The 13,992-nt window shown below is 67.5% G+C and carries 13 protein-coding genes; 5 read left to right on the top strand and 8 right to left on the bottom strand.

Going from position 1 to position 13,992, the window contains the following annotated elements; genetic code table 11:
* Positions 1-47 precede the first annotated feature (47 nt).
* Together KK7_RS0102615 and KK7_RS20000 are read left to right on the top strand one after the other, a co-directional pair.
* A complete protein-coding gene (locus KK7_RS0102615) occupies positions 48-725 on the top strand; it encodes a c-type cytochrome (protein ID WP_010543090.1) in 678 nt (225 codons plus the stop codon).
* A 31-nt stretch (positions 726-756) separates the two neighbouring features.
* Positions 757-1,410 (top strand): hypothetical protein, encoded by a 654-nt coding sequence (locus tag KK7_RS20000; protein ID WP_010543089.1) that lies wholly within the window; start codon positions 757-759, stop codon positions 1,408-1,410.
* Positions 1,411-1,446: 36 nt separating this feature from the next.
* On the opposite strand, the gene prsR is transcribed toward KK7_RS20000, so the two are convergent.
* From prsR to KK7_RS0102595, 3 genes are read right to left on the bottom strand one after another with little or no spacing between them, the layout of a single operon-like run.
* Complete coding sequence (gene prsR, locus KK7_RS0102605; RefSeq protein WP_010543088.1) at positions 1,447-2,799, bottom strand: PEP-CTERM-box response regulator transcription factor; 1,353 nt, start codon at positions 2,797-2,799, stop codon at positions 1,447-1,449.
* Positions 2,796-4,838 (bottom strand): XrtA/PEP-CTERM system histidine kinase PrsK, encoded by a 2,043-nt coding sequence (gene prsK / locus KK7_RS0102600; protein WP_029622690.1) that lies wholly within the window; start codon positions 4,836-4,838, stop codon positions 2,796-2,798. Before prsK ends, prsR begins: the two co-directional genes overlap by 4 nt.
* On the bottom strand, positions 4,835-6,223 hold the full coding sequence (locus KK7_RS0102595; protein ID WP_010543086.1) for a TIGR03013 family XrtA/PEP-CTERM system glycosyltransferase: 1,389 nt from the start codon (positions 6,221-6,223) through the stop codon (positions 4,835-4,837). Before KK7_RS0102595 ends, prsK begins: the two co-directional genes overlap by 4 nt.
* A 166-nt stretch (positions 6,224-6,389) precedes the next feature.
* On the opposite strand from KK7_RS0102595, the gene KK7_RS0102590 reads away from it, so the two are divergent.
* Positions 6,390-7,448 (top strand): mannose-1-phosphate guanylyltransferase/mannose-6-phosphate isomerase, encoded by a 1,059-nt coding sequence (locus tag KK7_RS0102590; RefSeq protein ID WP_010543085.1) that lies wholly within the window; start codon positions 6,390-6,392, stop codon positions 7,446-7,448.
* 54 nt (positions 7,449-7,502) lie between these two features.
* Here the strand turns inward: KK7_RS0102590 and KK7_RS0102585 are convergent, their stop codons facing one another.
* Both KK7_RS0102585 and KK7_RS0102580 read right to left on the bottom strand, forming a co-directional pair.
* Positions 7,503-8,000 (bottom strand): PEPxxWA-CTERM sorting domain-containing protein, encoded by a 498-nt coding sequence (locus KK7_RS0102585; RefSeq protein WP_083836027.1) that lies wholly within the window; start codon positions 7,998-8,000, stop codon positions 7,503-7,505.
* Positions 8,001-8,144: 144 nt separating this feature from the next.
* On the bottom strand, positions 8,145-8,792 hold the full coding sequence (locus KK7_RS0102580; protein ID WP_010543083.1) for a trimeric intracellular cation channel family protein: 648 nt from the start codon (positions 8,790-8,792) through the stop codon (positions 8,145-8,147).
* An 81-nt stretch (positions 8,793-8,873) separates the two neighbouring features.
* On the opposite strand from KK7_RS0102580, the gene KK7_RS0102575 reads away from it, so the two are divergent.
* Entirely contained in the window at positions 8,874-9,539 is a 666-nt protein-coding gene (locus KK7_RS0102575) for a YoaK family protein (RefSeq protein ID WP_010543082.1), read from the top strand.
* On the opposite strand, the gene KK7_RS0102570 is transcribed toward KK7_RS0102575, so the two are convergent.
* The 3 genes from KK7_RS0102570 to KK7_RS0102560 form a co-directional block, all read right to left on the bottom strand.
* Positions 9,523-9,840, bottom strand: coding sequence for a transcriptional regulator (locus KK7_RS0102570; RefSeq protein ID WP_010543081.1), 318 nt, complete (start codon positions 9,838-9,840; stop codon positions 9,523-9,525). The two genes, KK7_RS0102575 and KK7_RS0102570, sit on opposite strands and share 17 nt — an antisense overlap.
* Positions 9,837-10,280, bottom strand: coding sequence for a hypothetical protein (locus tag KK7_RS0102565; protein WP_010543080.1), 444 nt, complete (start codon positions 10,278-10,280; stop codon positions 9,837-9,839). Before KK7_RS0102565 ends, KK7_RS0102570 begins: the two co-directional genes overlap by 4 nt.
* A gap of 79 nt (positions 10,281-10,359) precedes the next feature.
* Positions 10,360-11,205 (bottom strand): oxygenase MpaB family protein, encoded by an 846-nt coding sequence (locus KK7_RS0102560; RefSeq protein WP_029622684.1) that lies wholly within the window; start codon positions 11,203-11,205, stop codon positions 10,360-10,362.
* Between the two features lie 72 nt (positions 11,206-11,277).
* Between KK7_RS0102560 and ppc the strand changes: the two genes are divergently transcribed.
* Positions 11,278-13,944: a phosphoenolpyruvate carboxylase gene (ppc, locus tag KK7_RS0102555; RefSeq protein ID WP_010543078.1), complete on the top strand. Its 2,667-nt coding sequence runs from the start codon at positions 11,278-11,280 to the stop codon at positions 13,942-13,944.
* Positions 13,945-13,992 lie beyond the last annotated feature (48 nt).

The raw sequence follows: 13,992 nt of genomic DNA, 5'->3' as shown, positions 1-13,992 counted from the left end.
TCGGCGACGCTCTAAAGATGCACCAAAGCACAGGCGGGAGCGGATGAATGCAAGATCGCTTCAATACGATCGCAGGTTGGGCACTGGCGGGCGGCATCGCGGCCCTTGGACTTTCGATCGTCAGCGCGAAGATCTTTCACTCTGAGAAACCCGAACGCCCCGGCTATGTCGTCGAGGCAGTAGAAGATGCCGCCGGCGGTGCCGCGGCAGCCGAGCCGCTGGCGGTGCGCCTCGCCAAGGGCGATGCCGCCAAGGGCGAGAGCGGCTTCAAGCAGTGCGCCTCGTGCCACACGATCACGCAGGGCGGCGCCAACGGCATCGGCCCGAACCTCTATGCCACGCTGGGCGAGGGTATCGCGCAGGGCAAGGGCGGCTTCGCCTTCTCGGACGCGCTGAAGGGCGTGGGCGGCAACTGGGACCTCGACAAGATGGACGCCTGGCTCACCAACCCGCGCAAGTTCGCACCGGGCACCAAGATGACCTTCGCCGGCATCTCGGACCCGCAGCTGCGCGCCGACGTGATCCTCTATCTCAACAAGCAGGGCTCGAACCTGCCGCTGCCGGCCGCCCCCGCGGCAGGCTCCGCTCCGGACAATGCCGGCGTGCAGAGCAACGGCGCGGCCGAAGGTGCCGACGTCTCGGTGAACGTCCAGCAGGCGACGCCGGCCGAGGGCACACCCGCCAAGGACCCGCAGGCGGCGGTACAGGCCGAGAAGAAGAAGTGATCATGCGGATCTGGGCTCCCACGAACAAAATATGACAGATAAGCGCGCGGTGCACGCCTATTTCCGTTCGGTCGCGCTGTTTTTCCTCATCGTCCTCTCCGCTCCTTTCATGTTCGGCGTTGTCGGTGCATGGGATGAGAGCACCTTGTTCGCGCTGTTCTTGTTCGGCATACCGTTCGCGTTTCTGATCACGCTTTCGGGCACCATGTTCTGGTTGTTCCGGGGGATCCGAAATGCACGCGATGCGGGCTCGCTGCTTCAACGCACGATGCTTGTTCTGGCTGCGCCCTCGATGCTTGTCGCTACGCTACTTCTTTCCCTTCCCTTGCTCAGTTTTGGAGGGGTCGTCGGCACGTTATCGAGGCTGGCGCTCAACCAAAGCAGGTATGAGCGAATCATTGCCAAGGCGCGCAAGCATGGCCCAGGAGAATGGAGAGGCGAGGAGGACGGGGTGTCGTTCACGACCGATCCAGGTCCGCCGCTGCGCGTAGCGTTCAACCCCGCGGGGTTTCTCAATAACTGGGCTGGCATCATCTATGATCCCACCGGCGACGTGATGCTGGCGAAAGGCTTCGACGCCAAAGGTCGTTTTGCCGCGCCGGAGCGGGTGACAAAGCTTTTCGGCGGAGACCTGGTGGGATGCCGACACCTTTGGGGTGCTTACTACTCTTGCTCGTTTACCTGATCGATTTCTCACACGATGGCGTTTCGCCAAGCGCATTCAGGTCTGCAAATCATACGCCTTCAAGAGGTCATAGAGTGTCGGCCGGCTGATACCGAGCAGCCGCGCGGCCGCCGACACGTTGCCGTCGCTGCGCGCCAGCGCGTGGCGAATCGCCTGCCGGTCCGCCGCCTCGCGCACCGCGCGCAGGTTGATCGCCGCCGCATCGCCGGGCGCGAGGTCGAGATCCTCGGCGTGCACCGTCTTGCCCTCGGCCATGATCACCGCGCGCTTGATGCGGTTCTCCAGCTCGCGGACATTGCCGGGCCAGCCCCAGGCGTCGATCGCCGCCAGCGCATCGGGGGCGAAGCTCTTCGGCCCGGCCTTCATCTGCTCGGCATAGCGTTTGAGGAAATGGCGGGCGAGCAACCCGGCATCGCCCGGCCGCTCGGCAAGCGAGGGGATGCGCACCACGATCTCGGCCAGCCGGTAGTAGAGGTCCTCGCGAAACCGCCCCTCGGCCACCATCACGTCGAGGTCGCGGTGGGTGGCGCAAACGATGCGCGTGTCGACCGGGATGGGCTTGCGACCGCCGATCCGCTCGATCACCCGCTCCTGCAGGAAGCGCAGCAGCTTGACCTGCAGCGGCAGCGGGATGTCGCCCACTTCGTCGAGGAACAGCGTGCCGCCCTGCGCCAGCTCGATCTTGCCCTCGGTGGTTTTCACCGCGCCGGTGAAGGCGCCCTTTTCGTGGCCGAACAACTCCGATTCGAGCAGCGTCTCGGGAATCGCCGCGCAGTTGATCGCGACGAAATTGCCGCGCCCGCGGGGGCTCGCCTCGTGCAGGCCGCGCGCGAGCAGTTCCTTGCCGGTGCCGCTGGCGCCGAGCAGCATCACCGATACGTCGGCGCCGGCGACGCGCTCGATCGTGCGGGTGACCTTCAGCATTTCCGGCGCGGCGGTGATCATGCCGCCGAGCACCGTCTTCGCTTCCACCCGCTCGGCGAGGCGGCGATTCTCCGCCTCCAGCGCATGGACGTGGAAGGCCCGCGCGACGATCAACCCCAGCGCATCGATGTCGATCGGCTTCTGGTAGAAGTCCCACGCACCCAGCTCGATCGCGCGGCGCATCGACTCGCGCTCGAAATGGCCCGAAGCGACGATGACCTTGGTGGCCGGTGCAAGGCGCAGGATCGCCTCCAGCGCGGCGAATCCTTCGCTGGTGCCGTCCGGATCGGGCGGCAGGCCGAGATCCAGTGTGACGACCGGCGGCTCCTCGGCGCGCAGCAGGGTGATCGCCTCCTCTCGGGTGGCGGCGGCGAGGATCGTGTAGCCCTCATAGGCCCAGCGCAACTGGCGCAGCAGCCCGGCATCGTCCTCCACGATGAGGAGCTTCGGCAGCAGATCGCTCATGCCGCCGCCTCCACCGCCGGGGCGGCGCGCAACAGGATGCGGAAGCGGGTGCCCTGCCCTTCGCGCGATTCGACCTCGATACGGGCGCCCATGCCCTGCGCCAGTTGCTGCGCCTCGAAGGTGCCGAGCCCGAAGCCGCCGGGCTTGGACGAGGTGAAGGGCTTGAACAAGCGGTTGCGCACGAAGCCGGGCGACATGCCGCAGCCCTGGTCTTGCACGTCGATGATGGCGTGATCCGGATCGGTGGCGAGCGTGAGCGTGACCGGCGCATCGGCAGGGCTCGCCTCGATCGCGTTCTGGACGAGATGGGCGAGCAGTTGCTCCAGTGCGGCCGGCTGGGCCGTTGCCCAGGCCTTGGCGGCGGGCGCCAGCCGCACCTGCGCGGGATGGCGCGCGGCGAGGCGCTCCAGCAGCGGCAGCAGCGCCGTCGGCCGGGCGGGTTCGCTGCGACCGCGATGATGCTGACCCAGCCGCGCGAGCAGCGCATTCAGGCGGTCCGACGAATCGCGCAGCGTCGCGATCATGTCGGCGCGGAAAGCGGGGTTGTCGGCATGGCGCTCGGCATTGCGGGCGGTGAGTGCCAGCTGGCTGACCAGATTCTTGATGTCGTGGAGAAGGAAGGCGAATCGGCGGTTGAACTCGTCGAAGCGCTGCGCCTCGGCCAGCGCCTCCTGCGCCCGCGCCTCGGCGAGATAGCTTGCCACCTGCCGGCCGGCGGCCTTGAGCAGGTCGAAATCCTCCCAGTCGAGCCGCCGCGCGACGGCGGGGCGGCTGAGCAGGATCGCGCCGACCAGCGCGCCGCGATGGAGGAGCGGCACCACCACCCAGGCGGCGGGCGAGTCGCACATCCAGCCGGGTACCGCAGCGGCATCCCGCGCATCGGCAAGGCCCAGGCGAACCGCATCGACCTCGAGGATCCGGCCCGTCGCCTCCAGATGGGCGGCAAGGGTCGCGTCGCCCAGCTGCGGCAGCGCCGTTCGCTCCCAATGCCAGCCCGCGCCGGGAACCAGTCCGCCCTCCTCGGCCACCAGCAGCAGCCCGGACGGCGAATCGGTAAGGTCGGCCAGCGCGCGCACGATCCGCTGGTCGAGCGGCGCGGCGCCGGGGGCGCCCAGCGTCTCGGTGAAGCGAAGCCACTCGGCGCGGTAATCATAGCGATGGCGGAACAGGTGCTTGGCGAGCTTCACCTTCACCCAGCCGCGCAGCGCCCCGTTGGAGACGAGCGCGAGGATGGCGGCGGTGGCGCCGAAGACGAAGGCGGTCTGGAGCAGCCGGGCATGAGCCCCGCCCAGCGTGGCCAGCGCGCTCGTCGCCAGCGCGAGCAGCACGAAATAGGCGCCCACCGCGACCAGGGTGAGCGACTGGTAGGCGACCGTGCGCGACATCCGCACCCGCCAGTCGCCGCGCCGCTGCAGTCCCAGCCCCATGGCGGCGGCCACGCAGACCCAGGCGGCGCCGTGGGCGACGAGCAGCATCCCGTCCATCGGCACGCCCAGATAGGCGAGCGTGCGCACGGCGAACTCGGCAAACCACAGTCCGCCCAGCGCCGCCACCGTCCAGCGAAGGCCGGGCCCAGCGCTTTGCGCCAGCGCGGCATGGAGCGCCTGCACCATCACCAGCGCTCCCACCGCCACCAGCATGTGCAGCAGCAGTGCGACCGACGCGGTCTCGTCCGCCACCGGTCCGGGCGTTCCCGCAAATCCATCGACGGCCAGTGCCGCCAGCGTGACCAGCGCAATCACGCCGTATACGGTGCCGAGCGCCAGCGGCGGCCGCGGTTCGCCGGCGCGGCGGTGGAGCAGCAACAGAAAGACGAGCCAGCCGAGCGTGCACAGCGCCTCGACGACGCGCGTGACGATCGCCTCCGCCCCGATTCCCGCCATGGCGAGCGCTGCCAGCGCGGTGAGGACCAGCGCCCCGGCCAGCGCCCGGCGGGGCAGCGCGTCGCCGCCGGTGCGCAGCGCTGCCAGCGGCAGCAGCGCGAACAGCAGGGCCGCCAGCGCGTGCAGCCACAGGCTCAGCGCGGGCGTGAGCATCATCGCGCGCCGCTGGGGAACAGGATGACGCGGGCGGTCTGGAGCAGGATCAGCAGGTCGAGAAAGGGCGAATAGTTCTTGGCGTAGAACAGGTCATATTCGAGCTTCTGGCGTGAGTCCTCGATCGAGGCGCCATAGGGATAGTTGATCTGCGCCCAGCCGGTGATGCCGGGCTTCACCATGTGCCGCTCGGCGTAATAAGGCAGCTTCTGCTCCAGATCGTCGACGAACTGCGGCCGTTCGGGGCGAGGACCGACGAAGCTCATCTCGCCCTTCAGCACGCTCCAGCATTGCGGCAGTTCGTCCACGCGGATCTTGCGGATGATCCGGCCGATCCGGGTGATACGGGGATCGTTTTCCTCCGCCCACACCGCCTCGCCCGGTGCTTCGGCATCCTGGCGCATCGAGCGCAGCTTGAGCACGTCGAAGGCCTGGCCGTACAGACCGACCCGCTGCTGGCGATAGAGCACGGGGCCGCGGCTCTCCAGCTTGATCAGCACCGCGGTGAGCAGCACCAGCGGGAAGGACAGCACGAGCAGGATCAGGCTGGCGAGGATGTCGAACAGCCGCTTCGACAGGGCGGAAACCATGCGGCCGGACGAGAAGCCGTCGGAGAAGATCAGCCAGCTGGGGTTGACGCTGTCGAGATCGACGCGGCCGGTCTCGCGCTCGAGGAAGGTCGAGATCTCGTTCACGTGCACGCCGGTGGTCTTGATCCGCAGCAGGTCCTTCAGCGGCAGCGAATTGCGGCGTTCCTCCAGCGCCAGCACCACCTCGCTGGCGTTGAGCAGTACGACATGATCGGCAAGGTTGTAGATGGCGTCGCGCGCGATCGCCTCGGGGATCACGCGGTTGGTCTCGCTCATCGCGACATAGCCGACCACCGCGAAGCTGGCGCCCGGCATCTTGGACAGCTGCTTCAGCCGCGCCGCGCGCGGGCCGGCGCCGAGCACCACGATGCGGCGCTTGAACGCCTGGCTGCCGAGCGTCTTTCCCAGCAGGATCCGCATCAGCAGGAGCAGCACGACGGCGGCCAGCGCGGCGTAGAGCAGGTTGGACCGCCAGAAACCGATCGGCGGCAGCAGGAAGTAGAGCACGCTGAGCCCGAGCACGCCAAGCGCGATCGAGACCAGCAATCGCACCAGCGCATGGCGCAGCGACTGCAAGGCCTCCGCCCCATAGACCCCGAGCGCCACCATCGCGGTGAGTAGCACCAGGGTGAAGCTGGCCAGCTGCGGCAGTCTTTCGGCGATCGGTCCGGGGTCGAACGCGATCTGGTGGGCACGCAGCTGCCAGCCGATCTCGCCGGCGGCAACGAGCAGGATCACGTCCAGCAGGCCGAGCAGCAGCACGGTGTTGGGGACATAATGCTTGAACAGGCGGATCATGGCCGGAACGGGATAGCGCACAAGGGTAAACGAAACGGCCATCAGCAGACGCAAGCCACTTAGCCACCATCAAATTTGCGCAAGCCGTAACAAAATGGCCTTCTGCTTGTTTCAGACGGGCTTTTCTTGCAATCGCACGCAGACATCGAAACAGGAGCTTTATCGAATGTCGGATTCGAAGCCGATCACCCCCGTCATTCTGTCGGGTGGTTCGGGAACGCGGCTTTGGCCTATGTCCCGTCCGGAGCGGCCAAAACAGCTGCTGTCGCTGACGGCGGAAGAAACCATGCTGCAACTTACCGTCAGCCGGGCGTCAGGCGAACGTTTCACGTCACCGATCGTCGTTGCGAACGCGTTTCACGCAGAGTTGGTAGAAGAGCAGATCGCTACTATCGGGGCGACGCTCAAGGCACTGATCCTGGAGCCGATCGGCCGCAATACCGCGCCCGCCATCGCGCTCGCCGCGATGGCGGCGGGTGGCGGCAGCGAGCCGATCCTCGTCATGCCGTCGGACCATGTGATCGGCGATGTCGGCGCCTTCCATGCCGCCATCGATGCGGCGCTGCCGCTGGTCAATGAAGGCTGGCTCGTCACCTTCGGTATCGCGCCCGACTCACCCGAGACCGGCTATGGCTGGATCAAGATCGGCGAGGAGGAGCTGGCACCCGGCGTTCACCGCGTCGAGCGTTTCGTCGAGAAGCCCCCGCGCGACCGCGCCGAGGCGATGCTGGCATCGGGCGATCACGCGTGGAACGGCGGCATCTTCCTGTTTCGCGCCGACATGTATCTCGGTGCGTTGAGCGTCTACGCGCCCGAAATGCTCGTCGCCGCCCAGCAATCGATGGACAGCGCCCGGCGCGAAGGTCTCCGCATCTTCCCCGACGCGACGGCCTTCGCCGCCTGCCCGTCCGATTCGATCGACTATGCCGTGATGGAGAAGGCGCCGCGCGTCGCCGTCGTCCCTGTCTCAATGGGCTGGAGCGACGTCGGCAGCTGGGACGCGCTGCATGCGATCAGCAACCCGGATGCCGGCGGCAACGTGGTGCGCGGCGACGTGGTCGCGATCGAGGCGACCAACTGCCTGGTGCAGAGCGAGCCGGGCAAGCGCGTCGCCCTGGTCGGGGTGAAGGACCTGATCGTCGTCGTCTCGGGGGCCGATGTGCTGGTGCTGCCGCGCGGCCGCAGCCAGGAAGTGAAGAAGCTGATCGACGCGATGAAGGACTGATCCGGCTTCCAAACGTGCCGCCGTTCCGGAGGGACCAGCGGCACGCAGACTCCGTCAGCCGCTATAGGCGACGCGCACGGTCACGTTCCGGCGGCGACGCACCATCGCGCCGATGGCGCCGAAGCCGGCGATCAGCATCCCCCAGCTTGCGGGTTCGGGGATTGCAGAGATCGTCATGGTGTAGGCAGGGCCGGGGTCGTTCGGGGTCAGGGTGAACGTGCCCAGCTTGAACCTCGGCGAAGCCTCGCTGCCGGTGTACATCGCCGCTCCCGTCGAGACGAAGCTCGTGCCGACGATGTTGTTGAGCAGGCCGAAATTGAAGAAATAGGTGGGGCTGCCAAAACCAAGATCGAAGGTGGCGGCTACGTTGTTGATCGTGCCGTTGACGCCGCTGAGCACAAAATAGTCTCCGGAAGAGACGATTGGCGGAGTCGGAGACGAGTCGAGAACGAACTTGATCGTCTGGCTACCGGTGATCGAGAAAGAATAAAGTGCGGCCTGAGCAGGCGCTGCGGTTGCGAGAGCAGCAGCACCGGTCGCCGCAAAAAGCATGAATCTTTTCACAGAATTTCCCCTCTACCTATGGCTCATCATATGTTTTTATGGTTCTGGGGACCCGATGGGGCGAAGACATAGCACATTGTGCGATTTCGCCAAAAACCATCATGTATCATATTGGAACTATATTGCGGCGCATCATGCGCCGGGTTTGCCCTGATCTGCACGATAAGCGGGAAGGCCCAGTTTCCACACGATCGCGGCCGCCCGCAGCGCGAAGCCGGCAGCCGCGGCGACGAGACCCGCGGCATAGGGAGGCCAGCCGAGCAGGCTCAGCACCACATAGACCGAGGCCGTCAACGCCGCTGCCGTCACATAGAGTTCCGGCCGCATCAGGATCGAGGGCTGGCCGGCCAGCACGTCGCGGATGATGCCGCCGACACAGGCCGTCACCACCCCCATCACCGCGGCCGGCACCGGCGGGATGCCATAGCCGAGTGCCTTGGCCGCACCGAAGGCCGCATAGGCGGCCAGCCCCAGCGCATCGAGCCAGGCGAAGGTCCGGTCGCTCCACCAGCGCTGGGGCGTGATCCAGACGATCGCCGACATGCCCAGGCACAGCGCCGCTACGGTCGCGTCATGCACCCAGAAGACTGGCGCGCCGATCAGCAGGTCGCGCACCGTGCCGCCGCCCACCCCGGTGATCAGCGCAAAGAACGTAGCCGTGACGATGGTCTGCTGGTGCCGGGTAGCCGCCAGCGCGCCGGTGGCCGCGAACACGGCGATGCCGAACAAGTCGAGCCAGGGGAGGATGGGGCCGATCTGGAAGGCAACCGATGCGTTCATGCGGCTCGGTTTGCCGCGCAGGCGACCGTCAAGTCAAACAGGCCCTTGGCGAGCTGAACCTGCTTGGGGCAGAGAGGAACCATGCAACGTACCGAGTCCCCGCTGATCGCGCTGGCGATCCTCCTGGCGGCGCTCGCCGGCTTCGTCGATGCGCTCGCCTTTACCAGCCTGGGCGGTTTCTTCGCCTCGTTCATGAGTGGCAATTCCACCCGCCTTGGCGTCGGGCTGGGCAGCGGCTCCACCCGGGATGCGGCAATGGCGGCATCGCTGGTGATGAGCTTCGTGGCGGGGGTGATCCTGTCCACGATCATCGCGCGGGCGAGGGCGCACCGCCACCAGCCGGCGGTGATGGCGACGGTGACGCTGCTGCTGGCGCTGGCCGCGATGGTCGCGATGCTGATGCCGGGCCCCATCGTGCTGCTGCTGCTCGCCGCCGCGATGGGCGCCGAGAACGGCGTGTTTCACCGCGACGGCGAGGTGACGATCGGCCTCACCTACATGACCGGATCGCTGGTCAAGCTGGGCCAGAAGCTGGCCGGTGCGCTGATGGGCGACACTGATCGCTTCGGCTGGCTGCGCTATCTGGCGCTGTGGCTGGGCTTTGTCAGCGGGGTGGTGATCGGCGCGGAGAGCCAGTTCCGTTGGGGTTGGAACGCGCTGTGGCTGGCGCCGCTCTTCGCCGCCGTGCTGACGCTGCTGCTCGCCAGCATGACCCGGCCGCGCCCGAACCTCACGCCGGTGCGCTGACCCCCTCGGCAGGCACCAGCCCCGCCAGCGCCTGCAGCGCCGCGACGTGCCGCTCGAACGCGGTGCGCCCGGCGCGGGTGACCGACGCCCAGGTCCGCTGCCGGCCATTGGCGGCGGCCTTGCGCAACTTGACATAGCCCGGCTCGGCCAGCGCCGAGAGATGCTTCGACAGGACCGAATCGCTTACCTTGGCAAGGTCGCGCAGGGCTGCGAACTCGGCTTCCTGCACATTGGTCAGCACCGCCATGATCTGCAGCCGGGTCGGCGGGTGGATCACCGCGTCGAACTCGGGCACGGTCACAGACCTTCCTCGAGCTCGCGGACGAATACCCGCTGCCAGATCACGCTCATCCAGGTCGCGACGACGAACATCACCCCGCCGAGCAGCAGCGACGGCCAGATTTCCTGCCGCGCGAAGACGAAATAGACGCTGGTGCCGTAGAGCGCGAGCAGCACGGGCAGGAACGCCGCGATCACCCGGCGCGTGCGGCCGCGACGATAGCCGTTGATAAACATGCCCAGCCGCCGGCGATCCCAGCGGACGACCAGCACCAGCCCCAGCAGGAGCGGCGCCATGGCGAGCAACTGATAGGGTGCGGCGGCCGGGGAGACGACGATGCCTGCCTCCAGCGCCGCGAAGGCGAGGTGCCGCGCCGGCGGGCAATGGGCGATGCGGGCAAGCTGCGCGCGGCTTGCCTGGATCTGGGCGAGGGCCTGCTGGGCCTCGGCGACGGTGGACATGACGATACTCCCTTTCCGATATGGAAAGCGATAGCGCCTTTTTCCGTTTTGGAAAGCGAAAACTTTCCGGTTTGGAAAATCAGCGAAACGCCCAGCGCAGCGTCTCCGCCACCCCACGCGTGCCGAGGCGGACGGCGGGAGCCGCCAGCGCAGGGGTGGACCGCCGGTGCATCTGCCGCGCCCAGCCGGGCAGCAGGTCGATCGCGGCGGCGAAGGTCATCGCCTGGAAGGGTTTAGTGGCAAGGTTCGGCGCCGGTTGTTCGAGCAGCAGCCGCGCCACCTCGCGCGTGCGCTCGTCGTAACGAAGCGCGCCGCGCATCTCCGCGATCAGTGCCCGGGCGGCAGCACGGCTGTGCGGCACCGGATCGGCCCCCAGCGCCTCCGCCACCTGCGCGAACTCGGCGAAATAGCGGTCCTGGTCGGCGCGCGACATGCCCGGCTCTGCATAGCGGATCCAGCCATCGAGAAAGCTCGTCGCCTCGGTCACATGCACCCAGGCGAGCAGCCGGGGATCGTCGGCGCGATAGGGCGTACCGTCGGGCAGCGTGCCCTGGACGTGATGGTGAATGTCCCGCACCCGCGCGATCGCCGCCTCCGCCTCGCCGCGATCGGCATAGCTGGTGAGCGCGATGAAGCGGGCGGTGCGGCGCAGCCGGCCGAGCATGTCGTGGCGGAACTTGGAATGGTCCCACACCCCCGCCAGCACGGCCGGATGGAGCATCTGCAGCAGCAGCGCCGCGACCCCGCCGACCATCATGGCGGTCACGTCGCCATGCACGCGCCACACCACCGATTCGGGGCCGAAGAGCCCGTTCGCGCTCCGCTGCACCGGGGTTTCGCCGCGCGACGCATCGTTGAACACGGCCCGCACCTGGCCGATTATCGCGCGCCGTACGCTGTGGGTTGCAAATGCAACTAAATCCATGCGCTTAAGGTAGCTACTCTGATAGCGCGAACAAGTTGACCGCGTTCGCTTTGCAGTGCAGCAATCGCGACCATGGCCAGCATCGCAATCACCAACAATCCCGATATCCGCTTTCTCGGGCGGCTGCTCGGCGACGTCATTCGCGCCTATGGCGGCGAGGAACTGTTCAAGCGGATCGAATATATCCGCGCGACGTCGGTCGACCGGCATCGCGGGGTTGCGGGTGCGGGCGCGATCGATTCCGGGCTGGACCGGCTGAGCCTGGACGAGACGCTGGATTTCGTCCGCGGCTTCATGCTCTTTTCGATGCTCGCCAACCTTGCCGAGGATCGGCAGGGCGTCGCCACCGAGAAGGATGCCGATGTCGCTGCCGCGCTGGAGCGGCTCGCCAAGGCCGGGATCGGCCGCGAGCCGGTGATGGCGCTGCTCGACCATGCGCTGGTCAGCCCGGTGCTCACCGCCCACCCGACCGAGGTGCGGCGCAAGTCGATGATCGACCACAAGAACCGCATCGCCGAACTGATGCGGCTGCGCGATCACGGCGTCACCGAAACGGCCGATGGCGACCAGGTGGAGGAAGCCATACTCCGCCAGATCGCGCTGCTCTGGCAGACCCGCATCCTGCGCCGCGAGAAGCTGGGCGTGCCGGACGAGGTCGAGACAGCGCTTTCCTATTTCCGCGACGTCTTCCTGCCGGTGCTGCCGGCACTCTACGCCCGCTGGGACCGCGCGCTGGGCGACCGCGCGCCGAGCTTCCTGCGTCCCGGCAGCTGGATCGGCGGGGACCGCGACGGGAACCCGTTCGTCACCGCCGAATCGATGCGCTTCGCCCTCGCCCGCGCGGCGGAGACGGTGCTCGACCATTATCTCGAATCGGTCCACGCGCTGGGTGCCGAGCTGTCGATCTCGACCGAGCATGTCACCGTGCCCGAAGCCGTGCTGCAACTCGCCGAGGCCAGTGGCGACACCGGCAAGAGCCGCAGCGACGAGCCCTATCGTCGTGCGCTGACCGGCATCTATGCGCGCCTCTCCGCCACCCATGAAAAGCTGATCGGCAAGCGCCCCGGTCGTCCCTCGCCGATCCCGGCCGCACCCTATGGCCATCCGTCGGAGTTTCGCGAGGATCTCGTCGCCATCGCGCGCGGCCTGGCGAATGGCGGGCCGCTCGCTACCGGCGGCGCGCTCGGGCGGCTGATCCGCGCGGTGGAAACGTTCGGCTTCCATCTCGCCACGCTCGACATGCGTCAGAACAGCGCGATCCATCAACGGGTGGTGGCGGAGCTGCTCAAATCGGCCGGCGTCTGCGAAGACTATGCCGCGCTCGACGAGCAGGCACGCATCGACCTGCTCCGCCACGAACTGGCCAATGCCCGGCCGCTGACCAGCCCCTATGCGGTCTATTCCGAGGAAACCGCCTCCGAACTGGCGATCGTGCGCGAGGCGGCGGCGGCGCATGCGCGCTACGGGCGGGATTGCATCCGCCACTATATCGTCTCGATGGCGCAGTCGGTCTCCGACCTGCTCGAGGTGCATGTCCTGCTCAAGGAAGCCGGGCTCTATGTGCCGGGCGAAACCCCGCAGGCGCACATCATGGCGATCCCGCTGTTCGAAACGATCGCCGACCTCGAGGCCGCGCCGCCGATCATGGAGGCCTGGCTCGGCCTGCCCGAAGTCGCCGCGATCGCCGCGGTGCGCGGGCACCAGGAAGTGATGATCGGCTATTCCGATTCGAACAAGGACGGCGGCTACCTCACCTCCACCTGGCAGCTCAGCCGCGGATCGACCGCGCTCAAGCCGGTGTTCGAGCAGGCGGGGCTGGCGATGCAGCTGTTCCACGGCCGTGGCGGCGCGGTGGGGCGCGGCGGCGGCTCCAGCTTCTCGGCGATCCTTGCCCAGCCGCCGGGCACGGTGCAGGGCCGCATCCGCATCACCGAACAGGGCGAGGTGATCGCCGCCAAATATGGCAGCCCCGAAAGCGCGATGACCAATTTGGAGGCGATGGCCTCCGCCACGCTGCTCGCCAGCCTCGAGCCCGAACAGCTCGCGCCCGCCGATGCCGAGCGCTTCGCCGCGGCGATGGACCGCATCTCCGAGACCGCGTTCCGCACCTATCGCGGGCTGGTCTACGAGACGCCGGGCTTCACCACCTTCTTCCGCCAGATGACGCCGATCGCCGAGATCGCCGGCCTCAAGATCGGCTCGCGCCCGGCCAGCCGCAAGAAGAGCGACGCGATCGAGGATCTGCGCGCGATCCCCTGGGTGTTCAGCTGGGCGCAGGCCCGCGTGATGCTGCCGGGCTGGTACGGCGTCGGCGCGGCACTGGAGGCATTCGAGGACAAGGGGCTGCTCCGCGAGATGGCGAGCGCCTGGCCGCTGTTCCGCGCGACGCTCGACAATATGGAGCAGGTGCTCGCCAAGTCCGACATGGGCATCGCCAGCCATTATGCGGCGCTGGTCGAGGACGGTGAGCTGCGCGACGGCATCTTCGGGCGCATCCAGGCCGGCTGGCAGCAGACGCATGACGCGCTGCTCCAGGTGACCCGCCAGACGCGGCTGCTGGAAAAGCACCCGCTGCTTGACACCTCGATCCGGCTGCGCCTGCCCTATATCGAGCCGCTGAACCTGCTCCAGATCGAGCTGATGAAGCGGCACCGTGCCGGCGAGGACGATCCCCGGATCGGCGAGGGAATCCTGCTGTCGATCAACGCCATCGCGACCGCGCTGCGCAACAGCGGATAGCGCCGGAGCCCCGGCTCAACAGCCCATTAACCATGTGCGCCTAGCCCG

The sequence above is a fragment of the Sphingomonas elodea ATCC 31461 genome (genome assembly GCF_000226955.1).
Lineage (GTDB): Bacteria > Pseudomonadota > Alphaproteobacteria > Sphingomonadales > Sphingomonadaceae > Sphingomonas > Sphingomonas elodea.
The sequence above is the reverse complement of the archived record's forward strand: the minus strand, read 5'-3'. Positions and strand labels throughout refer to the sequence as shown.